The 26015-nt window shown below is 71.4% G+C and carries 25 protein-coding genes and 1 rRNA gene; 5 read left to right on the forward strand and 21 right to left on the reverse strand.

Going from position 1 to position 26015, the window contains the following annotated elements; translation table 11 throughout:
* The 11 genes from FCN18_RS26950 to argC form a co-directional block, all read right to left on the reverse strand.
* Nucleotides 1–297 (reverse strand): 16S ribosomal RNA (locus FCN18_RS26950); the annotation flags it as partial.
* A gap of 394 nt (nucleotides 298–691) precedes the next feature.
* Complete coding sequence (gene tyrS / locus FCN18_RS26955) at nucleotides 692–1966, reverse strand: tyrosine--tRNA ligase (protein WP_137096430.1); 1275 nt, start codon at nucleotides 1964–1966, stop codon at nucleotides 692–694.
* Nucleotides 1967–1993: 27 nt separating this feature from the next.
* Nucleotides 1994–2620, reverse strand: coding sequence for a DNA-3-methyladenine glycosylase (locus tag FCN18_RS26960; protein ID WP_112272123.1), 627 nt, complete (start codon nucleotides 2618–2620; stop codon nucleotides 1994–1996).
* Between the two features lie 97 nt (nucleotides 2621–2717).
* Nucleotides 2718–4115: an argininosuccinate lyase gene (gene argH / locus FCN18_RS26965; RefSeq protein ID WP_206077993.1), complete on the reverse strand. Its 1398-nt coding sequence runs from the start codon at nucleotides 4113–4115 to the stop codon at nucleotides 2718–2720.
* 51 nt (nucleotides 4116–4166) lie between these two features.
* Nucleotides 4167–5369, reverse strand: a complete 1203-nt coding sequence (locus FCN18_RS26970) for an argininosuccinate synthase (RefSeq protein WP_112272127.1) — start codon at nucleotides 5367–5369, stop codon at nucleotides 4167–4169.
* On the reverse strand, nucleotides 5362–5880 hold the full coding sequence (locus FCN18_RS26975; RefSeq protein ID WP_110339725.1) for an arginine repressor: 519 nt from the start codon (nucleotides 5878–5880) through the stop codon (nucleotides 5362–5364). Before FCN18_RS26975 ends, FCN18_RS26970 begins: the two co-directional genes overlap by 8 nt.
* Nucleotides 5877–6806: an ornithine carbamoyltransferase gene (gene argF, locus FCN18_RS26980; protein ID WP_112272129.1), complete on the reverse strand. Its 930-nt coding sequence runs from the start codon at nucleotides 6804–6806 to the stop codon at nucleotides 5877–5879. The genes FCN18_RS26975 and argF overlap by 4 nt, the downstream gene beginning before the upstream one ends.
* 1 nt (nucleotide 6807) lies before the next feature.
* The gene (locus FCN18_RS26985; protein ID WP_112272131.1) at nucleotides 6808–8001 is read right to left on the reverse strand and encodes an acetylornithine transaminase; all 1194 of its coding nucleotides are present in this window, start codon (nucleotides 7999–8001) and stop codon (nucleotides 6808–6810) included.
* Nucleotides 8001–8933 (reverse strand): acetylglutamate kinase, encoded by a 933-nt coding sequence (argB, locus tag FCN18_RS26990; protein ID WP_112272133.1) that lies wholly within the window; start codon nucleotides 8931–8933, stop codon nucleotides 8001–8003. Before argB ends, FCN18_RS26985 begins: the two co-directional genes overlap by 1 nt.
* A complete protein-coding gene (gene argJ / locus FCN18_RS26995) occupies nucleotides 8930–10081 on the reverse strand; it encodes a bifunctional glutamate N-acetyltransferase/amino-acid acetyltransferase ArgJ (protein WP_137096432.1) in 1152 nt (383 codons plus the stop codon). Before argJ ends, argB begins: the two co-directional genes overlap by 4 nt.
* Nucleotides 10078–11106, reverse strand: coding sequence for an N-acetyl-gamma-glutamyl-phosphate reductase (gene argC, locus FCN18_RS27000; RefSeq protein ID WP_113642630.1), 1029 nt, complete (start codon nucleotides 11104–11106; stop codon nucleotides 10078–10080). The genes argJ and argC overlap by 4 nt, the downstream gene beginning before the upstream one ends.
* Nucleotides 11107–11311: 205 nt before the next feature.
* Here argC and FCN18_RS27005 point away from each other — a divergent pair, with 205 nt between their 5' ends.
* Entirely contained in the window at nucleotides 11312–12004 is a 693-nt protein-coding gene (locus tag FCN18_RS27005; protein WP_112272136.1) for a DNA alkylation repair protein, read from the forward strand.
* 255 nt (nucleotides 12005–12259) lie between these two features.
* Here the strand turns inward: FCN18_RS27005 and pheT are convergent, their stop codons facing one another.
* From pheT to infC, 6 genes are all read right to left on the reverse strand, one after another.
* The gene (pheT, locus tag FCN18_RS27010) at nucleotides 12260–14833 is read right to left on the reverse strand and encodes a phenylalanine--tRNA ligase subunit beta (RefSeq protein WP_137096433.1); all 2574 of its coding nucleotides are present in this window, start codon (nucleotides 14831–14833) and stop codon (nucleotides 12260–12262) included.
* Between the two features lie 71 nt (nucleotides 14834–14904).
* Nucleotides 14905–15972 carry a phenylalanine--tRNA ligase subunit alpha gene (gene pheS, locus FCN18_RS27015; protein WP_112272138.1) on the reverse strand — a complete coding sequence of 356 codons (1068 nt, stop codon included), beginning with the start codon at nucleotides 15970–15972 and terminating at the stop codon, nucleotides 14905–14907.
* Between the two features lie 116 nt (nucleotides 15973–16088).
* Nucleotides 16089–16862 carry a TrmH family RNA methyltransferase gene (locus FCN18_RS27020; protein WP_199542819.1) on the reverse strand — a complete coding sequence of 258 codons (774 nt, stop codon included), beginning with the start codon at nucleotides 16860–16862 and terminating at the stop codon, nucleotides 16089–16091.
* A gap of 32 nt (nucleotides 16863–16894) precedes the next feature.
* A complete protein-coding gene (gene rplT / locus FCN18_RS27025; RefSeq protein ID WP_110339742.1) occupies nucleotides 16895–17272 on the reverse strand; it encodes a 50S ribosomal protein L20 in 378 nt (125 codons plus the stop codon).
* Nucleotides 17273–17339: 67 nt separating this feature from the next.
* Entirely contained in the window at nucleotides 17340–17534 is a 195-nt protein-coding gene (gene rpmI, locus FCN18_RS27030) for a 50S ribosomal protein L35 (RefSeq protein ID WP_110339744.1), read from the reverse strand.
* Between the two features lie 73 nt (nucleotides 17535–17607).
* The gene (infC, locus tag FCN18_RS27035) at nucleotides 17608–18222 is read right to left on the reverse strand and encodes a translation initiation factor IF-3 (protein WP_112272140.1); all 615 of its coding nucleotides are present in this window, start codon (nucleotides 18220–18222) and stop codon (nucleotides 17608–17610) included.
* 231 nt (nucleotides 18223–18453) lie between these two features.
* Between infC and FCN18_RS27040 the strand changes: the two genes are divergently transcribed.
* Nucleotides 18454–18813, forward strand: coding sequence for a DUF1844 domain-containing protein (locus tag FCN18_RS27040; protein ID WP_112272142.1), 360 nt, complete (start codon nucleotides 18454–18456; stop codon nucleotides 18811–18813).
* Between the two features lies 1 nt (nucleotide 18814).
* On the opposite strand, the gene FCN18_RS27045 is transcribed toward FCN18_RS27040, so the two are convergent.
* Genes FCN18_RS27045 through FCN18_RS27055 form a run of 3 tightly spaced genes read right to left on the reverse strand, consistent with a single transcriptional unit; the run spans nucleotide 18815 to nucleotide 20927 of the window.
* Nucleotides 18815–19198, reverse strand: coding sequence for a RidA family protein (locus FCN18_RS27045; RefSeq protein ID WP_112272144.1), 384 nt, complete (start codon nucleotides 19196–19198; stop codon nucleotides 18815–18817).
* A complete protein-coding gene (locus FCN18_RS27050) occupies nucleotides 19195–19962 on the reverse strand; it encodes an IclR family transcriptional regulator (RefSeq protein WP_112272146.1) in 768 nt (255 codons plus the stop codon). Before FCN18_RS27050 ends, FCN18_RS27045 begins: the two co-directional genes overlap by 4 nt.
* Nucleotides 19959–20927 carry a sugar kinase gene (locus FCN18_RS27055; protein ID WP_267285375.1) on the reverse strand — a complete coding sequence of 323 codons (969 nt, stop codon included), beginning with the start codon at nucleotides 20925–20927 and terminating at the stop codon, nucleotides 19959–19961. The genes FCN18_RS27050 and FCN18_RS27055 overlap by 4 nt, the downstream gene beginning before the upstream one ends.
* 88 nt (nucleotides 20928–21015) lie before the next feature.
* On the opposite strand from FCN18_RS27055, the gene FCN18_RS27060 reads away from it, so the two are divergent.
* From FCN18_RS27060 to FCN18_RS27070, 3 genes are read left to right on the forward strand one after another with little or no spacing between them, the layout of a single operon-like run.
* Nucleotides 21016–22323 (forward strand): amino acid deaminase, encoded by a 1308-nt coding sequence (locus FCN18_RS27060; protein ID WP_137096434.1) that lies wholly within the window; start codon nucleotides 21016–21018, stop codon nucleotides 22321–22323.
* A gap of 9 nt (nucleotides 22324–22332) precedes the next feature.
* Nucleotides 22333–23928: an N-acyl-D-amino-acid deacylase family protein gene (locus tag FCN18_RS27065; protein ID WP_137096435.1), complete on the forward strand. Its 1596-nt coding sequence runs from the start codon at nucleotides 22333–22335 to the stop codon at nucleotides 23926–23928.
* On the forward strand, nucleotides 23925–25331 hold the full coding sequence (locus FCN18_RS27070) for a GntP family permease (RefSeq protein ID WP_137096436.1): 1407 nt from the start codon (nucleotides 23925–23927) through the stop codon (nucleotides 25329–25331). Before FCN18_RS27065 ends, FCN18_RS27070 begins: the two co-directional genes overlap by 4 nt.
* Nucleotides 25332–25335: 4 nt before the next feature.
* On the opposite strand, the gene FCN18_RS27075 is transcribed toward FCN18_RS27070, so the two are convergent.
* Entirely contained in the window at nucleotides 25336–26010 is a 675-nt protein-coding gene (locus FCN18_RS27075; RefSeq protein WP_112272153.1) for a response regulator, read from the reverse strand.
* Nucleotides 26011–26015: the final 5 nt, after the last annotated feature.

Consider the following 26015-nt stretch of genomic DNA (forward strand, 5'->3'; position numbering starts at 1 on the left):
CTCTCAGGCCGGCTACCCGTCACCGCCTTGGTAGGCCATCACCCCACCAACAAGCTGATAGGCCGCGGGCCCATCCCATACCGCCAAAGCTTTCCACCACCACAGATGCCTGCAATGGTCCTATCCGGTATTAGACCCAGTTTCCCAGGCTTATCCCAGAGTACAGGGCAGATTACCCACGTGTTACTCACCCGTTCGCCACTCATCCACCCAGCAAGCTGAGCTTCAGCGTTCGACTTGCATGTGTTAAGCACGCCGCCAGCGTTCGTCCTGAGCCAGGATCAAACTCTCCAACAATGCTGTCAAAGAAACCTGGCTATCAAACAACAATAGCCTCAAAGAAACCCACAAAAAAAGGGGCAAAACTATCAAAGACTACAAGCTCACAAACACACTGTTGAGTTCTCAAACAACACGATGTTGTATTTCCAGCTGTCCGGAGCATAAACAAACCCCGCCGTAAACCTTGCGGTTCATCTTGGGGGCTTGTCGCTCCGATCGAGGAACACCCACTCTACCACAACAGCGGGAGCTTGGTTCGTATTCCCCGGCCTGGTAACCCGCGCCCTGTGGTCTCCCACCGGCCCGGTCTCCCCGGCAACGAAGAAAAGATTACACCCCCCGGAACACCCCTCGAACAGGGGGGTCCCTGAACCGCGTATTCGCAGCTCAGGGACCCCCCTGGCCCGGCTCAGCGCAGGACGCGCACGCCGGCGAGGTTCCGCTTGCCCCGGCGCACCACGAGCCAGCGCCCGTGCAACGCGTCCGACCCACCGGGCCGCCAGTCCTCGGCGGTGATCTTGGTGTTGTTCACGTACGCGCCGCCCTCCTTCACCGTGCGGCGCGCGGCGCCCTTGCTGTCCACCAGGCCGCCCGCCACGAGCAGGTCGACGATCGTCGGCTCTTCCGCGAGCTTGACCTCCCCGGTGGGGATCTCGGCCAGCGCGGCGTTGAGCGTCGGCTCGTCCAGCTCGCCGAGCTCGCCCCTGCCGAAGAGAGCCTGGCTCGCCGCGATCACCTGACGCGTCTGCTCCTCGCCGTGCACGAGGTCCGTCAGCTCCTGCGCCAGCCTGCGCTGGGCGAGGCGAGCGGCCGGACGCTCAGCGGTGGCCGTCTCCAGCTCCGCGATCTCGTCCCTGCTCAGGAACGTCAGCAGCTTGAGGTACTCCACGACGCTCGCGTCGGGCAGGTTGAGGAAGTACTGGTACCAGGCGTACGGAGTGGTCATCTCCGGATCCAGCCAGACGTTGCCGCCGCCGGTGGACTTCCCCAGCTTGCGCCCCTCGGAGTCGGTCACCAGCGGAGTGGTCACCGCGTGCACCTGCGCGCCGTGCACCCGTCGCACCAGGTCGACCCCCGCGACGATGTTGCCCCACTGGTCGGATCCGCCGATCTGCAGTTTGACCCCGTGCCGCTCGTACAGCTCCCGGTAGTCGGTCGCCTGCAGCAACATGTAGCTGAACTCCGTGTAGGAGATCCCGTCGCCCTCGAGCCTGCGCTTGACGGTCTCGCGCGCCAGCATCGTGTTGACGGAGAAGTGCTTGCCGACGTCACGCAGGAACACGGGCACCGACATCGCGCCGAGCCAGTCGAGGTTGTTGACCTCGATGGGCGGCAGGTCCGCGTGGCCGAAGTCCACGAACTTCGCGAGCTGCCCGCGCAGCCGCTCGGCCCACTCCCGGACCGTCTCCTCGGAGTTCAGCGTGCGCTCACCGACATCGCGGGGGTCGCCGATCAGCCCGGTGCCCCCGCCCGCGAGCAGCACCGGCCGGTGCCCGGCGTTCTGGAAACGCCGCAGCACCAGCATCTGCACGAGGTGGCCGGCGTGCAGGCTCGGGGCGGTCGGGTCGAACCCGATATAGACCGCCAGCGGACCCGCGTCGAGATCGCGCCGCAGCGCGCCGAGGTCGGTGGACTGCGTGATCAGCCCTCGCCAGGCCAGCTCGTCAAGAATGTGCTCACTCACGCACCGGATTTTCCCCCACGCCCCGGTTCACCCCTCAGCCCGGGCACGAACCCGGCCGCCCCGCCGGTAGGTGCTGACCGCGGGCGACCCGTCGATCCAGAACCGCCAGGGGATGTCCATCGCCGCGGCCACCCCCACCCGGGGGCCGGTGCGGATCCGCTCCGGTGGCACGCGCGGACCGTCGAGCAGGCGCACGGACGCCTCCGGATCGGTGAGGTCGATACCGTTGTGGGCCCGGTCGACACCGAGCACGGACGTGAGCACAGCGGGGCCTTTCGCGACGGCCCCGTTGCCCCTCGCGGTCGGGCGGCGCGCCCTGGCCAGCTCGGTGCCCTCCAGCACTTCTCCGGCCCGCAGCAGCACCGCACCCGGCTGCCCGTCGGTGAGCCCGACGATGTTGGCGCAGAAGTGCATGCCGTAGACGAAGTACACGTACAGGTGCCCCGCCGGACCCCACATCACGTCGTTGCGCGGCGTGCGGCCCCGATAGCAGTGCGAGGCCGGGTCGTCGAGCCCGCGGTATGCCTCGACCTCGGCCAGCCGCACCCGCACGGTGCCCTGCTCGCCACGCGACTCCAGCACGCAGCCCAGCAGCCGCCGGGCGAGGTCGACGGGATCGATGGCGAGCTCGTCGCGCGTGAGCTGACGGCTCATCGCGGCACGGGCCCACGGGTCGGGAACGGCACGACTCCCCCAGCAGTGTCGGTCGGAAAGGCCAACCACCACTCTAGGAGCCCGCCGAGGTGGTCGATCACCCTGTCGCCCACGCCCGGTGCCCGGCCAGCCGCGCGACGAGCCGGTCGCGCTGCTCGGCGACCCGCGCCGGCGCCGTGCCGCCACGGGCGTCCCGCGAGGCCACGGAGCCCTCGACGGTAAGGACCTCGCGCACACTCGGCGTGAGAGCCGGGTGGATCTTCGCCAGCTCGTCGTCGGTCAGCTCGTCGAGTCCGGCGTCACGGCCCTCCGCGACCCGCACACACTCGCCCGCCACCTCGTGCGCGTCGCGGAACGGCACGCCCTGCCGCACGAGCCACTCGGCGATGTCAGTGGCGAGCGTGAACCCGGCCGGTGCCAGCTCGGCCAGGCGCTCGGTGTGGAAGGTGAGCGTGCCGAGCATCCCGGCGATCGCGGGGAACAGCAGCTCGAGCTGCTCGACGGAGTCGAAGACCGGCTCCTTGTCCTCCTGCAGGTCCCGGTTGTAGGCGAGCGGTTGCGCCTTGAGCGTCGCGAGCAGCCCGGTGAGGTTGCCGATCAGCCTGCCCGACTTGCCCCTCGTCAACTCCGCGACGTCCGGGTTCTTCTTCTGCGGCATGATCGAGCTGCCCGTGGCCCACGCGTCGTCGAGCGTGACGTAGCCGAACTCGGCCGTGTTCCAGATGATGACCTCCTCGGCGATCCGCGAGAGGTTCACCGAGAGCATCGCCACCGCGAACGCGAACTCGGCGGCGAAGTCGCGCGAGGCGGTGCCGTCGATCGAGTTCTCCACCGACGTGGTGAAACCCAGCTCCTCGGCCACGGCGTCGGGGTCGAGACCGAGCGAGGAGCCCGCCAGCGCGCCGGAGCCGTACGGCGACTCCGCGGCGCGGACGTCCCAGTCACGCAGCCTGCCGACATCGCGCAGCAGCGACTGCGCGTGGGCCAGCAGGTGGTGCGCCAGCAGAACGGGCTGCGCGTGCTGAAGGTGCGTACGGCCCGGCAGGACCGCGTCCGGGTACCGGTCCGCCTGCGCGACCAGCGCGTCGACGACGTCGAGCGTGCCCGTGACCACGCGGCGTGCCGCGTCCCGCAGCCACATCCGGAACAGCGTGGCCACCTGGTCGTTGCGCGAGCGGCCGGCGCGCAGCTTGCCGCCGAGCTCCGCGCCGGCGCGTTCCAGCAGACCGCGTTCGAGGGCCGTGTGCACGTCCTCGTCCGCGATGGTCGGCGTGAACGCGCCGGACGCGACGTCGTCGGCCAGCGTGCCGAGCGCGGCGAGCATCGCTTCCAGCTCGTCGCCGGTGAGCAGCCCCGCCCGGTGCAGCACGCGGGCGTGCGCCCGGGAGCCGGCGATGTCGTAGGGCGCCAGTCGCCAGTCGAAGTGGGTCGAGGCGGAGAGCGCCGCCATCGCTTCGGCAGGGCCGCTCGCGAACCGCCCGCCCCACAGGGCCACCGGCTGTCCGCTGTCCTTCTCGGTCACGCTGTCACTCTCTGTCGGAAACGGTCAGTTCTTGCTCTGCTGGCGCTTCGCCGCGATCTTGCTGGGCAGGCCCCACAGCTGCACGAAACCCTTCGCCAGCGACTGGTCGAAGGTGTCGCCCTCGTCGTAGGTCGCCAGGTTGAAGTCGTACAGCGACTCGTCGCTGCGCCGACCCGTCACGGTCGCGGTGCCGCCGTGCAGCACCATGCGGATCTCACCGGTCACGTGCTCCTGCGTCTTCGCGACGAAGCCGTCCAGCGCGTCCTTCAGCGGCGAGAACCACAGGCCGTCGTACACCAGCTCGCCCCAGCGCTGCTCGACCTGCCGCTTGAACCGGGCCAGGTCGCGCTCGACGGTGACGTTCTCCAGCTCCTGGTGCGCGGTGATCAGCGCGATCGCGCCCGGCGCCTCGTACACCTCGCGGCTCTTGATGCCCACCAGCCGGTCCTCGACCATGTCGAGCCTGCCGATGCCGTGCGCGCCGGCGCGGGTGTTGAGCTCCTTGATGGCCTCGAGCATCGTGACCGGCTTGCCGTCGATGGCCACCGGCACGCCCTTGTCGAACGTGATCACCAGCTCGTCGGGCGCCTGGAAGTGGACCGTCGGGTCCTGGGTGTAGGAGTAGACCTCCTTCGGCGGCGCGTTCCACAGGTCCTCGAGGATGCCCGTCTCCACCGCGCGGCCCCACACGTTCTGGTCGATCGAGAACGGCGACTTCTTGGTGACGTCGATGGGCAGGTCGCGCTCCTCGGCGTAGGCGATCGCCTTCTCCCGCGTCCACGCGAAGTCCCGCACCGGGGCGAGCACGTCGAGGTCCGGCGCGAGCGCGCCGATGCCGACCTCGAATCGCACCTGGTCGTTGCCCTTGCCGGTGCAGCCATGCGCGACGGTGGTGGCGCCGTGGTACTTGGCGGCCTCGGCGAGGTGCTTGACGATCACCGGCCGCGACAACGCCGACACCAGCGGGTACCGGTCCATGTACAGCGCGTTGGCCTGCAGCGCGGGCAGGCAGTACTGGTCGGCGAACTCGTCGCGCGCGTCGGCGACGACGGCCTCGACGGCGCCGCAGTCCAGCGCCCGCTTGCGAATGGTCTCGAGGTCCTCGCCGCCCTGGCCGAGGTCGACGGCCACCGCCACCACCTCGGCGCCGGTCTCCTCGGCGATCCAGCCGATCGCCACCGAGGTGTCGAGCCCGCCCGAGTACGCGAGCACCACCCGGTCAGTCATGGTTGTTCTCCTCACTACCGTTTACGTCCGAAGTAGACGATCGCTGCGCCATCGCGGCGAAGCGGCCTGCCAGGTCCTTGCCCGACAGCGGTTCCCTGGCGATCACCGCCACCGTGTCGTCGCCCGCGATCGAGCCGACGACCTCCTCCAACGCCGCCCTGTCGATCGCGCTGGCCAGGAACTGCGCGGCCCCCGGCGGGGTCCGCAGCACCATGAGGTTGCCCGAGGCGTCCACCGAGACCATCAGCTCGGCCAGCAGCCGCGACAACCGGGACGTACCGCCCTGCACGCCCCGCACCGGGCTGCCGTCCTCGGGGATCACGTACACCGGCGCACCGGAGTCCGCACCCCTCAGCTTCACCGCACCCAGCTCGTCGAGGTCCCTGGACAAGGTAGCCTGCGTGACCTCGATGCCCTCGGCGGCCAGCAGTTTCGCGAGCTCTGTCTGGCTGCGGATGGCCATCGTGGACACCAGCTCGGTGATCCTGGCCTGGCGCGCCGCTCGACTCATCGTCGGTCCACCTGGTCGAGCAGCCAGACGAGCAGCGCCTTCTGCGCGTGCAGGCGGTTCTCCGCCTCGTCCCACACCGCGCTCGCCGGGCCGTCGAGCACCTCGTCGGTGATCTCCCAGCCCCGGTGAGCGGGCAGGTCGTGCAACACGATCGTGTCCTCGCCGGTACGGGCCAGTAGCTCGGCGTTGACCTGGTACGGCCGGAACGGCAGCACCCGGTCCTTCCCGTCGTTCTCCTGGCCCATCGACGTCCACGCGTCCGTGGTCACCACGTCGGCGCCGTCCACCGCGGCGTGCGGGTCGGTGAACACCTTCGCGCTGCCGCCCGTCTCCGCCGCCCGCTTGGCCACCGCGTCGAGCACCCACGGCGCCGGATGGAAGCCCTCCGGCGCCGCGACCCGCACGTGCAGCCCCGCCGTGACACCGCCGAGCAGCAGCGAGTGGGCCATGTTGTTGGCCGCGTCACCGAGGTAGGTCAGGGTCAGCCCGGCGAGGGTGCCCTTGCGCTCCCGGATCGTCTGCAGGTCGGCGAGGATCTGGCACGGGTGGAACTCGTCGGTGAGCGCGTTGACCACCGGCACGCTCGCCACCGACGCGAAGGAGTCGATGCGGGCCTGCGCGAACGTGCGCCACACCACCACGTCGACGTAGCGCGACAGCACCCGCGCGGTGTCCTCGATGGTCTCCTCGCGGCCGAGCTGCATGCTCCGCCCGTCGACCACCACCGGGTGCCCGCCGAGCTGCGCGATGCCGACCTCGAACGAGAACCGGGTCCGCGTCGAGTTCTTCTCGAAGATCACGGCGACGGCCTTCGGGCCCGCCAAAGTGTCCCGGTAGGGCTGCTTCTTCAGCTCGTCGGCGAGGTCGAGAACCTGGAGCTGTTCCTCGGGGCTCAGGTCGTCGTCGCGGAGGAAGTGGCGAGGCATGTCAGTCGGTGTCCTTCGTGGTGGTGGAGTCGAGCGCGCCGGGCAGCGCGGCCAGGAACTCGTCGGCCTGCTCGTTGCTGAAGATCAGTGGTGGGGCGAGCCGGATGACGTCGGGCTGGATCGGGTTGATCAGCAGGCCCGCCCGCTGCGCCGCGGCGGCGACCTTGGCCGACACCTGCTCGCGCAGCAGGATACCGATCAGCAGGCCCGAGCCCCGGACCCCGCCGATCAGCGGATGGCCGAGCTTCTCGACGCCGGCCGCGATCTCCTTGCCGAGGCCGGATGCGTGTTCGAGCAGCCCGTCGGCGGCGATCGTGTCCAGCACCGCGAGCCCGGCAGCGCAGCACACCGGGTTGCCGCCGAACGTCGTGCCGTGCTGACCCGGCTCGAACAGCGACGCGGCCTGCCCGACGGCGATGCACGCGCCCAGCGGCAGGCCGCCGCCGAGGCCCTTCGCCAGCGTGATGACGTCCGGGACGATGCCGGCCCGGTGGAACGCGAACCAGCTGCCCAGCCTGCCGATGCCCGTCTGCACCTCGTCCACCACCAGCAGCGCGCCGTGCTTCGCCGTGATCGCACGGGCGGCCTGCAGGTAGCCCTCCGGAGGGACGACAACGCCGTTCTCCCCCTGGACGGGCTCGACGACGAACGCGGCGGTCTCACCGTCGACGGCGGCCTCCAGCGCGGCGACGTCACCGAAGGGAATGTGCTCGACGCCCGGCACCAGCGGCTCGAACGGCGTGCGCTTGCCAGGCTGGCCGGTGAGCGACAACGCGCCCATCGTCCGGCCGTGGAAGCCGCCCTCGGTGGCGATCACCTTCGTACGGCCGGTGCGCCGGGTCAGTTTGAGCGCGGCCTCGACCGCCTCCGCCCCGGAGTTGCAGAACAGCACCCGGCCGTCACCGTCCACACCGGACAGATCGAGCAGCCGCTCGGCCAGCTTGAGCGCGGGCTCGTTGATGTAGAGATTGGATGTGTGACCGATCGTGGAGATCTGCCGCGTCACGGCCTCCACCACCGCGGGGTGCGCGTGGCCGAGCGCGTTCACGGCGATGCCGGTGAGCAGGTCGAGGTAGCGGTTGCCGTCGGCGTCCCACACCACGGCGCCCTCACCGCGCTCCAGCGACAGTTGCGGGGTGCCGTAGTTGTTCATCATCGCGGCCTGCCACCGCTGCTGCTTGTCCTGGTTGGACACTACGCTCCCCCTGTCTCCTGCGGCAGGACCATCGTGCCGATGCCCCGCGACGTGAAAACTTCGAGCAGTACCGAGTGCGCGATCCGCCCGTCGATCACGTGCGCCCTGCGGACACCGCCGTTGATCGCCCGCAGGCACGCCTCCATCTTCGGGATCATCCCGCTCGCGAGGCTCGGCAGCATTTCCTTGAGCCGGTCGGCCTCGATGCGGTCGATCAGCGACGAGCGGTCGGGCCAGTTGGCGTAGAGGCCCTCGACGTCGGTGAGCACCACGAGCTTCTCCGCGCCGAGCGCCGCCGCGAGCGCACCCGCGGCCGTGTCGGCGTTGACGTTGTGCACCACGCCGTCGACGTCCGGCGCCACGGTGGACACCACCGGGATGCGGCCCGCGTTCACGATGTCGAGCACGGCGTCCGGGTTGACGCTCGCGACCTCGCCAACGAGCCCGACGTCCACCTGCTCGCCGTCGACCGTTGCGTGCTTGCGCTCGGCGGTGAACAACCTGCCGTCCTCGCCGGAGATGCCGACCGCGTACGGCCCGTGCGCGTTGATGAGGCCCACCAGCTCGCGGCTGACCTGGCCCACCAGCACCATCCGGACCACGTCCATCGTCTCGGGGGTGGTGACGCGCAGGCCGCCCTTGAACTCGCCCTCGATACCCAGCCTGCCGAGCATCGCGGTGATCTGCGGGCCACCGCCGTGCACGACCACCGGCCGCAGCCCGGCGATGCGCAGGAACACCATGTCCTGCGCGAACGCCCGCTTGAGGTCGTCGTCGATCATGGCGTTGCCGCCGTACTTGATCACCACGGTCGCGCCGTGGAACCGCTGCAGCCACGGCAGCGCCTCGATCAGCACGCCGGCCTTCTCGGCCGCCGTCGCCAGCCGCTCGTCGGCGGGGACCAGTGATTCCGCGCTGTTGCCGCCCGTCATGTCGAGTACGCCGAGTTCTCGTGCACGTACGCGTGCGTCAGGTCGTTGGTCCAGATCGTCGCCTTCTCGGTGCCCGCCTTGAGGTCGACGACCACGCTCACCTCGCGCCCGGTCAGGTCGACCTTGTCGCGGGGCTCGCCCGGCTGGCCGTCCTTGCAGATCCACACGCCGTTGAACGCCACGTCGAGCGCGTCGGGCTCGAAGGCCGCGCTGGTGGTGCCGACGGAGGCGAGGATGCGGCCCCAGTTCGGGTCCTTGCCGAAGACGGCGGTCTTGAAGAGGTTGCTGCGCGCGATGGCGCGGCCCACCTCGACGGCGTCGTCCTCGGTCGCGGCGTTGACGACCTCGATGGCGATGTCGTGATCGGCGCCCTCGGCGTCGCCGAGCAGCTGCTGGGCGAGGTCGTGGCAGACCTCGGTGAGCCGTGCGGTGAACTCGGCCTCGTCCGGCGACGCCCCGGAGGCGCCACTGCACATGAGCAGCACGGTGTCGTTGGTGGACATGCAGCCGTCGGAGTCGAGCCGGTCGAAGGTCACCCGCGTGGCGGCTCGCAGCGCGCGGTCGGCTGTGTCGGCCTCCACCTGCGCGTCGGTGGTGACGACCACGAGCATCGTGGCGAGCGCGGGCGCGAGCATGCCTGCGCCCTTCGCCATGCCGCCGATGCTCCAGCCGCCGCCCTCGCGCAGGGCCTCCTTGCTGCGGGTGTCGGTGGTCATGATCGCCTCGGCCGCGGCGGGTCCTCCCGCCGCGGAGAGCCCGGCTGCGGCCTCGGTGATGCCGGCCATGAGCTTGTCGGCCTGCAGCTGCTCGCCGATGAGGCCGGTGGAGCACACGACGACGTCGATCGCGCCGATGCCGAGCTTGTCGGCCACCAGCTCCGCCGAGGCGTGCGTGTTCTGGAAGCCTTCGGGGCCGGTGTAGCAGTTGGCTCCGCCTGAGTTGAGGACGACAGCCCTGGCCTTGCGGCCCTGCATCACCTGTTCGCTCCAGAGCACCGGGTTGGCCTTGCAGCGGTTGGTGGTGAACACGGCGGCGGCGACGTCGGAGGGTCCGTCGTTGACGACGAGGGCGACGTCGGGCTTGCCGCTGGCCTTGAGGCCCGCGGTGACCCCGGCGGCACGGAAGCCCTGGGGGGAGGTGATCGTCATGGCGCGACTCCTACGGCCGGAAGTCCCGTGGTCTCGGGCAGCCCGAGCGCGATGTTCATGGACTGGACGGCACCGCCCGCGGTGCCCTTGGTGAGGTTGTCTATGGCGGCAACCACGACGAGGCGGCCCGCGTCGGCGTCGACGGCCACCTGCAGCTGCACGTTGTTGGAGCCGACCGTCGCCGCGGTGGTGGGCCAGCTTCCCTCGGGCAGCAGCTGCACGAACGGCTCGGCGTCGTACGCCTTCTCGTAGGCGGCCCTGACGGCGGCGAGGTCGGTGTCGGCCGTGAGCGGGGCGCTCGCGGTGGTGAGGATGCCGCGCGGCATGGGCGCGAGCACCGGCGTGAACGACACGGTCACGCGCTCACCCGCGACGAGGCCGAGGTTCTGGGCGAACTCCGGGGTGTGCCGGTGGGCGCCGCCGACACCGTAGGCGCTGGCCGAGCCCATCACCTCGGAGCCGAGCAGGTGCGGCTTGAGGCTCTTGCCAGCGCCCGACGTGCCGGTGACGGCGACGACCGTGACCTCGGGCTTGACGAGCCCCTCCGCGAACGCGGGCACGAGGGCGAGCGTGCCGCCGGTCGGGAAGCACCCGGGGACGGCGACGCGCTTGGCTCCCTGGAGCTTCTCGCGGGCGCCGGGCAGCTCGGGCAGGCCGTAGGGCCACGTGCCCGCGTGGTCTCCGCCGTACCAGCGCTGCCAGTCGGCCGCCTCGGTGAGGCGGTGGTCGGCGCCGAGGTCCACCACGAGCACGTCCGGACCGAGCTGGGCCGCGAGCTGGGCTGAGTGCCCGTGCGGCAGCGCGAGGAAGACCACGTCGTGGCCGGCGAGCTTCTCGGGGGTCGTCTCAGCGACGACCCGGTCCGCGAGCGGCACCAGGTGCGGCTGATGCCCCCGCAGCGGCGTGCCCGCACTGCTCGCGGCGGTCAGTGCGCCGATCTCGATGTCCGGGTGGGCGAGCAGCAGGCGGAGGAGCTCCCCGCCCGCGTATCCGGTGGCACCGGCCACCGCAACCTTCACCGTCATGCGAATGATTATGCATGATGACGCAATATCAATCAAACGGGTTCCCGTGAGCCCGCGGTGACGGCTCCGTTCGCGCCGGTTCGCGGCAGAGGGGCCGTTCTTGTCGGTGCCCGGTCCTACGGTCGCAGGAGATCAACGGCAACGACAGGTGGGGGCATGATGACCGGGCACGCGGACCGAAGCCGGTGGGAGAGGCGGGCTGACGATGACGCATCCGTTGGTACGAGCCGTGCGGGACGGGCTAGCCGAGCTGGCCGACCCTGCCAAGGCTCCCGACATGCGGCGGTACATGAAGTCGGAGCTGCCGTTCCGTGGGGTGCCCAAGCCCGCCAGGGAGATCCTCGGGCGCAGGCTGTTCGCGGAGCATCCACTGCCCGACGTGCCGGTGTGGGAGTCGGTGGTCCGGCAGCTGTGGGACGAGGCGGCACACCGGGAGGAGCGGTACCTGGCCATCGACCTCACGGGGCACCGCGCCTACGCCCGCTGGCAGACGCCGGAGCGGCTGCCGCTGTACGAGCACCTGATCGTCACCGGGGCGTGGTGGGACTACGTGGACGAGATCGCGATCCGCCGCGTCGGTCCCATCCTGCGGGCCGACCCGGCGACGGTGTCACCGCTGATGCGCGCGTGGGCCCACGACGGCGACCGGTGGAAGCGCCGCACCGCGGTGATCTGCCAGGTGGGGTCCAAGGAGGCCACCGACCCGGACCTGCTCGCGCACTGCGCGGAGGCAAACGTGGGTGACCCGGACTTCTTCCTGCGCAAGGGCATCGGGTGGGCGCTCCGCCAGTACGCCCGCACCGACCCGGACTGGGTCCGCGCGTTCGTCGCCGACCATCCGGGGCTGTCCCCACTCTCGCGGAAGGAGGCACTCAAGCATCTGAGCACCACCGCGTAGCGGCACGAGCCCCGGCGACCGCCTCGCCGCGGGCGCGGCCTCAGCCGCGGGCGCGGCCTCAGCCGCAGGCGCGGCGTCAGCCGCAGGCACGGCACCAACCACGGGCGCGGCACCAACCGCAGGCGCGGCGTCGGCCGCAGGCACGGCACCAACCACGGGCGCGGCCTCAACCGCAGGCACGGCACCAACCACGGGCGCGGCACCAACCGCAGGCACGGCGTCAACCACGGGGGCGGCGTCAGCCGCCGTGCCCACTCAGCCGCGGAGGACGGCGCCGAACCGCTCCGCCGCGGCGGCGACGGCGGCATCGCGGGCTTGCGTCGCCTCCTCGACGGTGAGGGTCCGGTCGGGTGCGCGGAAGCGCAGCTTGTACGCCAGCGAGCGCTTGCCCTCGCCCACCTGCTCGCCCGTGTAGGTGTCGAACAGGGTGACGTCCTCGATCAGCTCGCCCGCGCCCTCGCGCAGCGAGGCGGCCAGGTCGGCGGACGGCACCTCGGCGTCGGTCACCAGCGCCACGTCCAGCAGCACGGGTGGGAACGGCGAGATCGACGGCGCGGGCCGTGAGTCCCGCAGCGGCACGGCGTCGAGGTCGAGCTCCATGGCCACGGTGCGCTTGGGCAGGCCGAGCGCCTCGACGACCTTGGGGTGCAGCTCACCGGCGTGGCCGACCGCGACGTCGCCGACCAGGAGGCGGGCGCAGCGGCCCGGGTGCCACGGCGGCAGGTCGGCGGCCTCGGTATGCAGCTCGACACCGCCCGCCTCGGCGATGGTGCGGGCGGCCTGCACGGCGTCGGCCCAGTTCGCGGTCTCGCCGTCGCCCCACCAGCCGGAGCGGCGGCGCTGGCCGGTGAGCACCACGGCGACGTGCTGGGGCTGGTCGGGCACGGCCCGCTCCAGCGCGGCCAGGTCCTCATCGCTGGGGCGAGCCGCGACGCCGGGGTCGGGCGCGGCGGCGCGGCCCTCGCCGGGCAGCACCACCTGGCCGATGTGGAAGAGCGCGAGGTCACGGAACCCGCGGGAGATGTTGCGCTGCAGCGTCTCCAGCAGACCGGGCAGAAGGGAGGTCGCCAGCTGGTTCTTGTCCGCCTCGAGCGGGTTGCGAACGGTCAGGCCGCGCCTGCGAGCGTCGTCGGCGGGCAGCCCGAACGCGTCCCAGACCGAGGCCGGGACGAAGGGGAAGGGCAGCACCTCGACATAGCCTGCCTCGGCGAGCGCACGGGACACCGTTCGACGGCGCCGCTGCGTCTCGGTGAGGCCACGGCCCGCGGGTGCGGGCGGCAGCGTGGACGGGATGCTGTCGTAGCCCTCGAGCCGCAGCACCTCCTCCACGAGGTCGGCGGGCTGCGCCAGGTCGCCGCGCCAGCTCGGCGGCACGGCCGTGACGAGCGCGGTGCCGTCGTCGCCGGTGCCGACGGCCACCTTGCAGCCGATCTGCGTGAGGCGGCTGACGGTCACGCCGCGCTCGTAGCGCACGCCGGCGACCCGGTCGGGCAGGTTGATCGGCATCGTGATGGCCGGCGTCGGCGGGACCTCGCCCACGTCGGTGCGGCCGGGCCGGATGCTGCCTTCGCCGTACTGGCGCAGCAGCCGGGCGGCGCGCTCCACGGCGACCGCGCACAGCTGCGGGTCGGTGAAGCGCTCGAACCGCTTCGCCGCCTCGGAGAAGAGCTTGTGCCTGCGCGCGGTGCGGCTGATCGACGGCGGGTCCCAGTGCGCGGCCTCGAGCAGCACGTCGGTGCTGTCCGTGCTGATCTCGGTGCTCGCGCCGCCCATGGTGCCCGCCAGCGAGATGACGCCGCTGTCGTCGGCGATCACCACGTCATCGGGGTCCAGCGCGCGCTCGGCGTCGTCCAGCGTGACGAGCTTCTCGCCCTGCCGGGCCCTGCGCACCACCAGGTCGCCCTTGATGGAGCCGGTGTCGAACGCGTGCAGCGGGTGGCCCAGCTCGAGCATCACGTAGTTGGTGACGTCGACGGCCAGTGAGATGGAGCGCATGCCGGACAGCAGCAGCCTGCGCCGCATCCACCACGGCGTCGGGGCGCCGGCGTCGAGACCCGTCACGCGGCGCAGCACGAAACGGCGGCAGCCCTCCGGATCCTCGATGTGCACGGGCCAGGCCTCGCCCTCGGCCTCGGGCACCTCGATCTTGGCGGGGTCACCGAGCGGCACGTCGAGCGCACAGGCCAGCTCGCGGGACAGTCCGCGGATCGACAGCGCGTAGCCGCGGTCCGGCGTCGGAGCCAGCTCCAGGACGGTGTCGTCGAGGTCGAGCACCTCGCGGGCGTCGTCGCCGGGGCTCGCGGTGCCCGAGGGCAGCACGAGAATGCCGGTGTGGTCCTCGCCGAGGCCCAGCTCCCTGGCCGAGCAGATCATGCCCTCGCTGACGCGGCCGTAGGTCTTGCGTGCCGAGATCGTGAAGTCGCCGGGCAGCACGGCACCCGGGAGCGCGACCACCACGAGATCGCCCTCGGCGAAGTTGCTGGCTCCGCAGATGATCCCGTTGGTGCGCGGGCGGGTCGGGTCGACCTCCTCGGCGTCCTCACCGGCGGCGGCGTCAGCGGTGTCGTCGTCGGAGTCGGCGTCGTCGTCCGCCTCGTCCAGGTCTGCGTCACCGACCTCCACCCGGCAGTACCGGATGGGCTTCTTGAACTCGGTGAGCTCCTCGATCTCGACCACGCGGCCGATCACGAGCGGACCGGTGACCGTGCCGAGCGGCTCGACGCCCTCGACCTCGATGCCGATGCGCACAAACGCGTCGACCAGCGCCTCGGTGGTCACGTCGTCGCTGAGCTCGAGGTGCTCCTTCAGCCAGCTGACGGGGACTCGCACTACGCCACTCCTTCTTGCGGGACACCGGCACCCGGTCGGCGCGCATGACCGGCTTCGCGATTGTCAGCCATTCACGCCTCCGTCCCGAAGGGAAGGGTGAACCGCACGTCGCCCTCCACCATGTCGCGCATGTCGGGGATGCCGTTGCGGAACTGCAGCGTCCGCTCGAGGCCCATCCCGAACGCGAAGCCCGAGTACACCTCCGGATCGACGCCACAGGCACGCAGCACGTTGGGGTTGACCATGCCGCAGCCGCCCCACTCGACCCAGCCCGCGCCGCCCTTCTTCTCCGGGAACCACACGTCCACCTCGGCCGAGGGCTCCGTGAACGGGAAGAAGTGCGGGCGGAACCGCGTGCCGGACTCCTCACCGAAGATCGCCCTCGCGAACGCGTCGAGCGTGCCCTTGAGGTGTGCCATCGTGATGCCCTTGTCCACGGCTAGCCCCTCGACCTGATGGAAGACGGGAGTGTGCGTGGAATCGAGCTCGTCGGTGCGGAACGTCCGGCCGGGGCAGACGATGTAGACCGGCAGGTCACGGTGCAGCAGCGCCCTCGCCTGCACGGGCGAGGTGTGCGTGCGCAGCACGAGGTTCGAGTCGTCGTCGCCGACGTAGAACGTGTCCTGCAGCTGCCGCGCGGGGTGGTCCTTGCCGAAGTTCAGCGCGTCGAAGTTGAACCACTCGGCCTCGAGCTCTGGGCCTTCGGCGACCTCGTAGCCCATTCCGACGAAGACGTCCGCGACGCGCTCGGCGATGGTGGTGATCGGGTGCCGGGCACCCCGGGGCACCCGGTCCCACGGCAGGGTGACGTCGACGGCTTCGTCCCGCAGCACGCGCTCGTCCCGCTCGGCCTGCAGCGCGGCGAGCCGGGCGTCGTAGGCGGCCTGGACGGTCTGCCTGGCCTCGTTCACCCGCTTGCCTGCCTCGGCTTTCCGCTCCTTGGGCAGCGAACCGATCTCGCGGCGGGCGAGCGACAGCGGCGCCTGGTCGCCCAGGTGGGCCGGCTTCACCCCGGCCAGCGCGTCCAGGTCCGCGGCGGCGGCGAACTCCTCCTCGGCCGCCTTGACGGCGGCATCGAGCTTCTCGGAGGCGAGCGGGTCCACCTGCGGGGACTCTTGCTTGTCGAAGGCTTCGGACATGGCTCCTCGGCGTCCGCAGACGGTTCTGGAAGCACCACGCAGGCGCGAGCGAACGTGGGCAGAAGGACGTTAAGATTCTAGGTGATCCGGGTTGGCGGCCCGGCGGTCACCCTCGGTCAGGGCTCGTTCCGCAACGCGCTCGCGTAGAGACAGACGGCGGCCGCGGTGGCCAGGTTGAGGCTCTCGGCCTTGCCGTAGATCGGCACCTTCACGACGGCGTCGGCCGAGGCCAGCACGTCCTCGGGCAGCCCGTGCGCCTCGTTGCCGAACAGCCACGCCGTCGGCGCGGCCAGGCCAGGCGCCGAGCGCAGGTCGTGGTCCGCGTAGCCGTGCGCGGCGACGGTGCGCAGCCCCGCCCGTGAGCACGCGGCCAGCACTGCGGCGACGTCGCGGTCCCTGGCGACAGGGAGGTGGAAGAGGCTGCCGGTGGAGGCGCGGACGCACTTGCCGTTGTGCACGTCCACCGCGTCGCCCGCGAAGATCACCGCGTCGGCGCCCGCCGCGTCCGCGGCGCGGAGCACGGTGCCCGCGTTGCCGGGGTCGGCGATGCCGACCAGCACGGCGACCAGGCGTGGCGTCCCGGCCAGCGCGATGTCCACTCCGACGGTGACGGTGTCGCACACGGCCACGAGGCCCTGCGGCGACACGGTCTCCGACAGCAGCTCGGCCGCCCGCTGGTTGATCGGCGACACCCGGGGTGCCTGTTCGAGCAGGTCCGGGTGCCTGGCCGCGGCGGCCTCCGTGGCGAACAGCTCGTGCACCCGCCCGTACCGCAGCGCCTCGCGAACGGACTGTGCGCCCTCGGCGAGGAAGCGGCCCGCCTCTTCGCGGCCGGACCGGGTCGTCAGGCGCCGAGCGGCAACGACCCGGGGCGTCCGGTGCGTGAACACCGTGACCTCCCCGGGTCGGTCGTCACCGGCGATCAGGCCGACTTCTTCTCTTCGGTGTTGACGTTCTGCTTCGCGAGCTCGGCGAGCGAGGCGAACGCAGCGGCGTCGTTGACGGCGAGCTCGGCCAGGATCTTGCGGTCGACCTCGACACCGGCGGCCTTGAGGCCCTGGATGAACCGGTTGTAGGTGATGCCGTTCTGCCTGGCGGCGGCGTTGATGCGGGTGATCCACAGCTGCCGGAAGTCGCCCTTGCGGGCACGACGGTCCCGGTAGGCGTAGTTGAGCGAGTGGAGCGTCTGCTCCTTGGCCTTGCGGTACAGCCGCGAACGCTGACCGCGGTAGCCGCTGGCCAGTTCGAGAGTTGCGCGACGCTTCTTCTGGGCGTTCACCGCCCGCTTGACGCGTGCCACGGGTCCATCCTGTCGTTCAGGGGGCGCGCCCGGGCGCCCCGGTGGTTACGGCGGGTTCGTCGGGAGGTCAGCGACCGAGCAGCTTCTTGATGCGCTTGACGTCGGCGGCGGCGACCTCCGTGGTGCCCTCGAGACGGCGCGTGACCCGGCTGGACTTCTTCTCCATCAGGTGGCGACGGCCCGCCTTCTGGCGGCGGATCTTGCCGGTGCCCGTGACCCGGACACGCTTCGACATCCCGCTGTGAGTCTTGTTCTTCGGCATTCTTTCCTCTTTCAGACGGCAGCACACCGAGAACCGGTGTGCTGCTGTGCGTGCTCTCGGCCGACGCTGGCCGTCACGACTCGGCGGACTCGGTCTCCTTGGCCGCCTTCGACTTTGCCTTAGCGTTCTTGTGCGGCGCCAGCACCATGATCATGTTGCGGCCGTCCTGCTTCGGCGACGACTCCACGAAGCCCAGCTCGGCGACATCGTCGGCGAGCTTCTGCAGGAGCCGGAATCCCAGCTCGGGCCGCGACTGCTCCCGTCCGCGGAACATGATCGTCACCTTGACCTTGTTGCCGGCCGCGAGGAAGCGGGACACGTGGCCCTTCTTCGTCTCGTAGTCGTGCTGGTCGATCTTGGGACGCAGCTTCTGTTCCTTGATGACAGTCAGCTGCTGGTTCCGGCGGGACTCGCGGGCCTTCTGCGCGCTCTCGTACTTGAACTTGCCGAAGTCCATGAGCTTGGCCACTGGCGGCCGTGCCTGCGGGGCCACCTCGACGAGGTCGAGGTCGGCCTCCTGGGCGAGCCGCAGCGCGTCCTCGATGCGGACGATGCCGACCTGCTCACCGTTCGGTCCCACGAGGCGAACCTCGGGAACACGGATGCGCTCGTTGATGCGCGTCTCGGAGCTGATGGGGCCTCCTTGGTCCAAATGTCGCTGTTCTCGTTTCGACCCTGGTGCCCACATACCACGGGCCCCGGTCACACGTACTCTTCGTACTGGTGTGCGGGGCCCTCGATCCGATCGGTGCCTGGTCGTACCAGGCGTTCCGCCTGCGCCGATACGGATGAACCGCTCGTACGCCGCGGGACCGGACCCGGCCGCCTCGTCGTGCTGGCGGCGACTCGGGTGGGAGCGGGGCTCCACTTGCGGCCCCCGATCGCTCGGAGGCTGGTCGCTCGTGGAAGGGTACCAGACGTGGTGGACAACGCTTCTCAGCAGCCCGAAAATTCCCCGGAGGACCGCGAGCTCCGGGACATCCCGAGCGTCGAGGTCATCAGCAGGGCCGCCGTCATGCTGCTCTCCGCCGCCGCCGAACGGCTCGGTCTCGCCGACCCCGACCCCGAAACGAGCCCGCACCGCGACCTCGACGAGGCCCGGAGGCTGATCACCGCCCTGGCCGGGCTGGTCACCGCCTCCGGCGAGTACCTCGGCCTGCACGCCGCGCCGCTGCGCGACGGCCTGCAGTCCCTCCAGAAGGCGTTCCGGGAGGCCTCCGCGGTGCCGGACGCACCTGGCCAGGGTCCGGGCGAGAAGTACACCGGCCCGGTTTACTGAACTACCCGTCGAGCACGGCCAGCGCGTCGATCTCCACGAGCAGGCCCTCGGGCAGGCCCACGTACACGGTCGTGCGGGCGGGGTACGGCTCGGGGATGAGCGCGTTGTACGTCTCGTTCAGCTCGGCGAAGTGCGCGGTGTCGGTGAGGTAGACGCGCATCATCACGACGTCGGTCATGCTCGCGCCCGCCTCGGCGAGCACAGCCTCGAGGTTGGCGAACACCTGCCGGGTCTGCTCGGCGACGCCGCCGGGCACGACCGTCCCGGTGGCCGGGTCGATGCCCACCTGACCCGCGAGCTGCAGGATGTTGCCCTTGCGCTTCGCCTGCGAGTACGCGGCGACGGGCTTGGGGGCGGCATCCGTGCTGATCGCACCGTTCGTCATCGGCTGGTTCCTCCCTGTTCGTTCCTCGACCATCCACATCGGATGGACGCTTCCTCCGCGGCCGCCAGCAGGTCGGGGACCAGTGCCAGCAGGCCGTCGATGTCGAGCAGCACCGTGGGCACGGACAGCGACAGCGCGGCGAGCACCTCGCCGCGGGCTCCGCGCACCGGTGCCGCGATGCAGTGGATGAAGTCCTCGTGCTCGGTGGCGTCGAGGGCGTACCCACGTTCGGCCACGCGCTCCAGCTCGGCGAGGTAGGAGTCGGCGTCGGTGATGGTGTTCGCCGTGAGCGCCGGGTAGCCGAGCGAGCGGGCGAGCTCGTCGCGCCGGGCCGGGGGCAGCGCGGCGGCCAGCACTTTGCCGACAGCCGTGCAGTGCAGCGGCGCGCGCTTGCCGACGCGCGAGTACATGCGCACCGCGTGGTGTCCCTCGAACTTGTCGATGTAGACGACCTCGCCGTCCTCGAAGCTCGCGAGGTGCACGGTGTGGCCGGTGCGCTCGTTGAGCGCGGCCAGTGCGGGTTCGGCGCCGCGCCGCACGTCGCGCTGTTCGAGCGACCGGTTGGCGAGGTCGAACAGCGCGCTGCCGAGCCGGTAGTGCCGCGCGCCCTCGCGGTGCACGAAATGGTGCGACTCGAGCGTGCGCAGCAGCCGCAGGACGGTGGACTTGTGCACACCGATCTCCTCTGCGAGCTGGTCGAGCGTCTTCGGCTCGCCGGCCAGGGCGGCGACGAGCGTGAGCGCGCGGTCGAGGCTCTGGCTCATCCGCGCACCTCCCCGACGGTCAGCCGCGCCGCCGCCCACTCCGGCTCGGCGGCGCGCAGCAGCGTGGCCACGACGTCGGGGGGCAGCGGCGTGCTCACGTCGTCCCTGGTCAGCAGGGTCGCTGCGGCCTGGAGGTGCCCGGCGCGCAGACTGGTGCGGGCATCCTCGCCGCGGAGTGTGGCCGCGAGGAAGCCCGCCGCGAAGGCGTCGCCGGCACCGACGGGCTCCACCACGTCGACGGCGAGAGCGGGCTCGAACACCGGCGCCCGCCCGCGTTCCAGCAGCGTGGCGCCGCGCTCGCCGTGCTTGACCACCACCGTGGCCGGCTCGGGCAGCAGCGCGCGCAGGCGCGCGGGCTCACCGGTCCCCCACACCTGCTCGGCCTCGTCCTCGCCGGTCAGCACGAGGTCGGCGAGCGCGGCGAGGCCGGCGACCTCGCCGGGATCGCGGCCCGCCCACAGCGTCGGCCGCCAGTTGACGTCGAACGACACCAGGCGGTTTCCGCGCGGCGCTTCGAGAAGCGCGCGGACGAGCTCGTGGCAGGCGGGTGAGAGGGCCGGGGTGATGCCGGAGAGATGCACCAGCCGCACGACGGAAAGGTCCACTGTGGACAGCAATTCGGGACCCATCGCGGACGCGGCCGAGCCCGCGCGGTAGTAGCGCATGACGGTGCCGGAGTCGCCGTTCTCCTTGACGTAGAGGCCGGTCCGGCGCGCGGGATCGGTGCGGACGCGGCTGACGTCGACCCCCTCGGCGGCGAGCTCCGCGAGTAGCGCCCTGCCGAAGGCGTCGTCGCCGACCGCTCCCGCGAAGGCGCTCGGCACACCCAGCGCGGCCAGCGCGCGGGCCACGTTGGACTCGGCGCCGCCGACGGTCCGGCGCCACGTGCGCACCTCGTGGGCGGGCCCCGGCTCGGCGGGCACGAACACCGCCATCGCCTCGCCGACGCACAGCACCTCGACCACGTGTCCCCTCCGAATCCGGCCGTTGACCCCGCTGCGGGAGCGATGCTACACCTTTCGAATGCGTTCTACGCAATGAGCATTGCACATTATGCAACATGAGCCTGCGACGCTGGACACCTCCGCACTGCGCGCCCTCGGCGAGGAGCCGCTCGGCTGGCGGTTCAAGGCGCTGCCCTCGGCGTGGGAGGGCCGCCCGCTCGCCGAGGCCGCCGCGAGCGGTGCGAGGCTGTTCGACGACGGGTTCGTCGGCCCGATCGTGGTGCTCGACGCGGCGGCGCTGGAGCACAACATGCGCGCGATGGCGGACTGGTGCGCCACGCACGGCGTCGCGCTCGCCCCGCACGGCAAGACCACGATGGCGCCGCAGCTGTTCGCCCGGCAGCTGGAGCACGGCGCGTGGGGTATCACCGCCGCCAACGCCAGTCAGCTGCGTGTCTACCGCGCGTTCGGCGTCTCGCGGGTGCTGCTGGCCAACCAGCTCGTGGACCCGGCCGCCCTGCGCTGGCTGGCCGCGGAGCTCGACCGCGACCCGGGGTTCGAGTTCTGTTGCTGGGCCGATTCCGTGCGCGGCGTCCAGCTGATGACCGAGGCGCTGGCCGGCACCCCCCGGCCCGTCGACGTGCTCGTGGAGCTGGGCGCGAGCGGCGGGCGCACCGGCGTGCGCGACCGGGAGACCGCGCTCGCCGTCGCCGCGGCGGTGCGCGACAGCCCGGTGCTGCGGCTGCGCGGCGCGGGTGGCTACGAGGGCGCGCTCGCCCACGACACCGGCGCGGAGGCGCTGGCCCGCATCACGTCCTATGTGGACGATCTGCGCGCGCTGACCGCCTCGCTCGCCGAGGGCGGCTACACCACCGAGGACGAACCGCTGATCGTCACGGCGGGCGGCAGCGCCTACTTCGATCTCGTGGCCGAAGGACTCGCCAGCGGCTGGGGATCAGGCCTCTCCGTGCTACCCATCCTGCGCAGCGGCGCCTACCTCACCCACGACGACGGCTTCTACCGCACGATGTCGCCGCTCGGCGCCGCGCCACGGGTCGAGGGCACACCCTTCAGGCCGGCGCTCCGGGCCTGGGCGCAGGTGACGTCCCGGCCCGAACCGGATCTGGCCCTGCTGACCCTCGGCAAACGCGACGCGTCGTTCGACGAGGGCCTGCCCGAGCCACAGCTGCACCGTCCGCGCGGCGGCGGCCTGCGGGAGCTGACCGGCCACCCGGTGAGCAAGCTCAACGACCAGCACGCGTTCGTGGCGCTGCCGCCGGGCTCACCGTTGGAGGTCGGCGACTGGGTGGGGCTCGGGCTCTCGCATCCCTGCACGGTGTTCGACAAGTGGCCGGTAGTCCCCGTGGTCGGCGAGGACGGAGAGACCGTGGTCGACCTGGTCCGCACCTACTTCTAGGAGGCCGAGATGGACACCGTCCTTCGTGGCGCGCGCATCGCCGACGGCACCGGCGGCGAACCGTACGAGGGCGACGTCGGCATCGCCGAGGGCCGCGTCGCCGCACTCGGCGAGCCGGGGTCGCTCACCGGTTCCCGCGTGATCGACGGCACCGGGCTGGTGCTGGCGCCCGGGTTCATCGACATGCACGCGCACTCCGACCTCCAGGTGCTCGCCGAGCCGGGACACCTCGCCAAGATCTCGCAGGGCGTCACCACGGAGGTGCTCGGGCAGGACGGGCTCTCCTACGCTCCCGTCGACGACTCGACACTCGCCGCGCTGCGCGCCCAGCTGGCCGGGTGGAACGACGACCCGCCCGGCTTCGACTGGAACTGGCGCTCCGTCGGCGAGTACCTCGACCGGCTCGACGAGGGCATCGCGGTGAACGCCGCGTATCTCGTGCCACAGGGCTCCGTGCGGATGCTCGCCGTCGGCTTCGAGGACCGGCCGGCCACCGAGTCCGAACTGGACACGATGCGGGGGCTCGTCGCCGAGGGCATGGCGCAGGGCGCGTTCGGCCTGTCGTCGGGGCTCACCTACACGCCCGGCATGTACGCGGACACCGACGAGCTCGTGGCACTGTGCGAGGTCACCGCCGAGCACGGCGGGTACTACAGCCCGCACCACCGTAGCTACGGCGCGGGCGCGCTGGAGGCGTTCGGCGAGATGGTGGAGGTGTCGCGCCGCTCGGGCTGCCCGCTGCACCTGGCGCACGCGACGATGAACTTCTCCGTCAACAAGGGCAGGGCCCCTGAGCTGCTGGCATTGCTGGACGACGCGCTCGATGACGGCTGTGACATCACGCTCGACACCTATCCGTACCTGCCGGGCGCCACGTACCTCTCCGCGCTGCTGCCGAGCTGGGCCGCGGAGGGTGGCCTCGACGCGACGCTCGCGCGGCTGTCCGATCCGGACACGCGCGAGCGGATCCGCGCCGAGATGGAGGAGACCGGCTCCGACGGCGCGCACGGGGTGCCGATCGACTGGGACGCCATCGAGATCAACGGCGTCCGCGCCCCGGCCAACGCGCATCTCGTCGGGCACAGCGTCGCCGCCTCGGCGACGGCGCAGGGCCGCGCGCCCAGCGACCTGTACTTCGACGTGCTGCGCTCCGAGCGGCTCGGCACGTCGTGCCTGATGCACGTGGGGCACGAGGAGAACGTCCGCGCGATCATGCGGCACCGCACGCACACCGGCGGCAGCGACGGCCTGCTCGTCGGCGACCGCCCGCATCCGAGGGCGTGGGGCACGTTCCCGCGCTATCTCGGCCGGTACGTGCGCGAGCTCGGGGTGCTCTCGCTCGCGGAGTGCGTCGCCCACCTGACCGGCAGGGCCGCCAGGAGGCTGCGGCTGCCCGACCGCGGGCTCGTCCGCGAGGGCTACGCCGCGGACCTGGTGCTGTTCGACCCGGAGACCGTCGCCGACACGGCGACGTTCGACCAGCCGAGGCAACAGGCCCAGGGCATTGCGTACGTGTTCGTCAACGGCGTCGCCGCGATCGACGACGGCCGTCCCACCGGAGCCCTCGCGGGCGGCTCCCTGCGCTCCTCCGGGAGGACCGTGTGACCGGATTCGTCGACTGGCTGCAGGAATCCACCGCGGGCCTGCTGACGCTGGCCACGGTGTCGATCGCCGTGCTACTGGTGCTGATCATCCGCGTGAAACTGGAGCCGTTCATCGCGCTCATCGTGGTGGGCCTGCTGACGGCGCTCGCGGCGGGCGTGCCCGTGGGCACGCTCGTCGGGTCGGCACAGGGCGCCTCGGACTCGCTGCTCGAGTCCGGTTTCGGCGGCGTGCTCGGGCACATCGCGGCCATCATCGGGCTCGGCACGCTGCTCGGCGCGGTGCTGGAGAAGTCGGGCGGGGCGCAGGTCCTCACCTCCGCGCTGCTGCGGGCGTTCGGCGAGAAACGCGCCCCGCTCGCGATGGGCGTCTCCGGGTTGATCTTCGGCGTCCCCGTGTTCTTCGACATCGGCATCTTCGTGCTGGCACCGCTGGTCTACGTCGCGGCGAAACAGGGCGGGCGCTCGATCCTGCTGTACTGCCTGCCGCTGCTCGCGGGGCTGTCGGTGACGCACGCGTTCCTGCCGCCGCACCCCGGACCCGTCGCCGCGGCGGGGCTGCTGGGCGTGGACCTCGGCTGGGTGATCCTCATGGGCGCCATCGCGTGCCTGCCCGCGTGGTTCCTCGGCGGGGTGCTGTTCTCATCGTGGATCGGCAAGCGCATCGACGTCCCCGTGCCGGAGGAGATGCTGGCGGCGTCGCGGCAGGAGGGCCCCGGCGCCGCGAAGGACGCGCCCTCGCTGCGGCTGGTCGCGCTGATCATCGCGGTGCCACTCGTGCTGATCCTGCTCGGCACGTTCGGCAGCATCCTGCTCGCCGAGGGCTCCCGGCTCTCCGGCGTCGCCACGTTCGTCGGCACGCCCGCCGTGGCGCTGACGATCACGGTGCTGCTGGCGTTCTGGCTGCTCGGCACGCGGCGCGGCATGACGGCGAAGGACCTCGCCGAGCTCTCCAGCGTCGCGCTGCGGCCGGTGGCGATGATCCTGCTCGTGGTGGGCGCCGGCGCGTTCTTCGGCACGGTGCTCGCGGAGACGGGCATCGGCGACGCGGTGGCGAACTCGCTCGACTCGGCGGGGCTGCCCGTGATCCTCGCCGCCTACGTGATCAGCTGCGGCATGCGCATCGCGCAGGGCTCGGCGACGGTCGCGATCGTGACCACCACCGGCATCATCGCGCCGACCGTGACCCAGCTCGGCTACTCGCAACCCCAGCTGGCGCTGCTCGTGGTGGCCATCGCGGCCGGGTCGATCATCGCCTCGCACGTCAACGACGGCGGGTTCTGGATCGTCTCGCGCTACTTCGGGATCTCGGTGCAGGACACCTTCAAGACGTGGACGGTGCTGGAGACGATCCTGTCGGTCGTGGCCTTCGCCGTGGCCGCGCTGCTGATGGTGTTCGTGTCGTGACGGCTCAGGAGACGGGCGAGTACCGGACCTCGGGCCGGCCGACGCTGCCGTAGTGGGGCTTGCGCTCGGCGAGGCCGTTGTCGGCGAGGTACTCCAGGTACCGCCGCGCCGTCACCCTGGATACCCCCGTCGCCGTGGCGACCGCGGCCGCCGAAAGGCCGTCACCCGTCTCGGCGAGCACAGCGCTGATCGCGTCGAGGGTGGCCCCGCTCATGCCCTTCGGCAGCGAGCCGTGGTCGGGCGTGCGCAGGGTCGCGAGCATCCGGTCGACGTCGGCCTGGCCGCTGACCTCGCCCGGCTTGGCGATGTGCTCGCGGAACCGGGCGTAGCGCTCCAGCTTGTCGCGCAGCGACGCGAAGGTGAACGGCTTCAGCAGGTACTGCACCACGCCCGCCGACACCGCTGCCCGCACCACCGCGAGGTCGCGCGCCGAGGTGACGGCGATGACGTCCACCTGCGTGCCCGCGGCCCGCAGCGCCTGGCACACGGCGAGGCCGTGGGTGTCTGGCAGGTAGAAGTCGAGGAGCACGAGGTCGACGTGGTGCCGCCCGCAGAAGCGCACCGCCTCGTTACCGGAGTGCACCACGCCGGCGACCGTGAAGCCGGCCACGCGCTCGACGTACTGCCGGTGTGCGTCGGCGGCGACGGGGTCGTCCTCCACCACGAGCACGTTGATCATCCGGT

The organism is Prauserella endophytica (assembly GCF_005146945.1).
Lineage (GTDB): Bacteria > Actinomycetota > Actinomycetes > Mycobacteriales > Pseudonocardiaceae > Prauserella_A > Prauserella_A endophytica.

What these genes read in the sequence shown, in the direction of transcription:
- FCN18_RS26960 (WP_112272123.1), bottom strand. Translation starts at nt 2,620, where the DNA reads ATGAGCCGTCAGCTCACGCGCGACGAGCTCGCCATCGATCCCGTCGAC.
- FCN18_RS26970 (WP_112272127.1), bottom strand. Translation starts at nt 5,369, where the DNA reads ATGACTGACCGGGTGGTGCTCGCGTACTCGGGCGGGCTCGACACCTCG.
- FCN18_RS26975 (WP_110339725.1), bottom strand. Translation starts at nt 5,880, where the DNA reads ATGAGTCGAGCGGCGCGCCAGGCCAGGATCACCGAGCTGGTGTCCACG.
- argF (WP_112272129.1), bottom strand. Translation starts at nt 6,806, where the DNA reads ATGCCTCGCCACTTCCTCCGCGACGACGACCTGAGCCCCGAGGAACAG.
- argB (WP_112272133.1), bottom strand. Translation starts at nt 8,933, where the DNA reads ATGACGGGCGGCAACAGCGCGGAATCACTGGTCCCCGCCGACGAGCGG.
- argJ (WP_137096432.1), bottom strand. Translation starts at nt 10,081, where the DNA reads ATGACGATCACCTCCCCCCAGGGCTTCCGTGCCGCCGGGGTCACCGCG.
- argC (WP_113642630.1), bottom strand. Translation starts at nt 11,106, where the DNA reads ATGACGGTGAAGGTTGCGGTGGCCGGTGCCACCGGATACGCGGGCGGG.
- FCN18_RS27005 (WP_112272136.1), top strand. Translation starts at nt 11,312, where the DNA reads ATGACGCATCCGTTGGTACGAGCCGTGCGGGACGGGCTAGCCGAGCTG.
- pheS (WP_112272138.1), bottom strand. Translation starts at nt 15,972, where the DNA reads ATGTCCGAAGCCTTCGACAAGCAAGAGTCCCCGCAGGTGGACCCGCTC.
- rpmI (WP_110339744.1), bottom strand. Translation starts at nt 17,534, where the DNA reads ATGCCGAAGAACAAGACTCACAGCGGGATGTCGAAGCGTGTCCGGGTC.
- infC (WP_112272140.1), bottom strand. Translation starts at nt 18,222, where the DNA reads ATGTGGGCACCAGGGTCGAAACGAGAACAGCGACATTTGGACCAAGGA.
- FCN18_RS27045 (WP_112272144.1), bottom strand. Translation starts at nt 19,198, where the DNA reads ATGACGAACGGTGCGATCAGCACGGATGCCGCCCCCAAGCCCGTCGCC.
- FCN18_RS27050 (WP_112272146.1), bottom strand. Translation starts at nt 19,962, where the DNA reads ATGAGCCAGAGCCTCGACCGCGCGCTCACGCTCGTCGCCGCCCTGGCC.
- FCN18_RS27060 (WP_137096434.1), top strand. Translation starts at nt 21,016, where the DNA reads ATGCAACATGAGCCTGCGACGCTGGACACCTCCGCACTGCGCGCCCTC.
- FCN18_RS27065 (WP_137096435.1), top strand. Translation starts at nt 22,333, where the DNA reads ATGGACACCGTCCTTCGTGGCGCGCGCATCGCCGACGGCACCGGCGGC.
- FCN18_RS27075 (WP_112272153.1), bottom strand. Translation starts at nt 26,010, where the DNA reads ATGATCAACGTGCTCGTGGTGGAGGACGACCCCGTCGCCGCCGACGCA.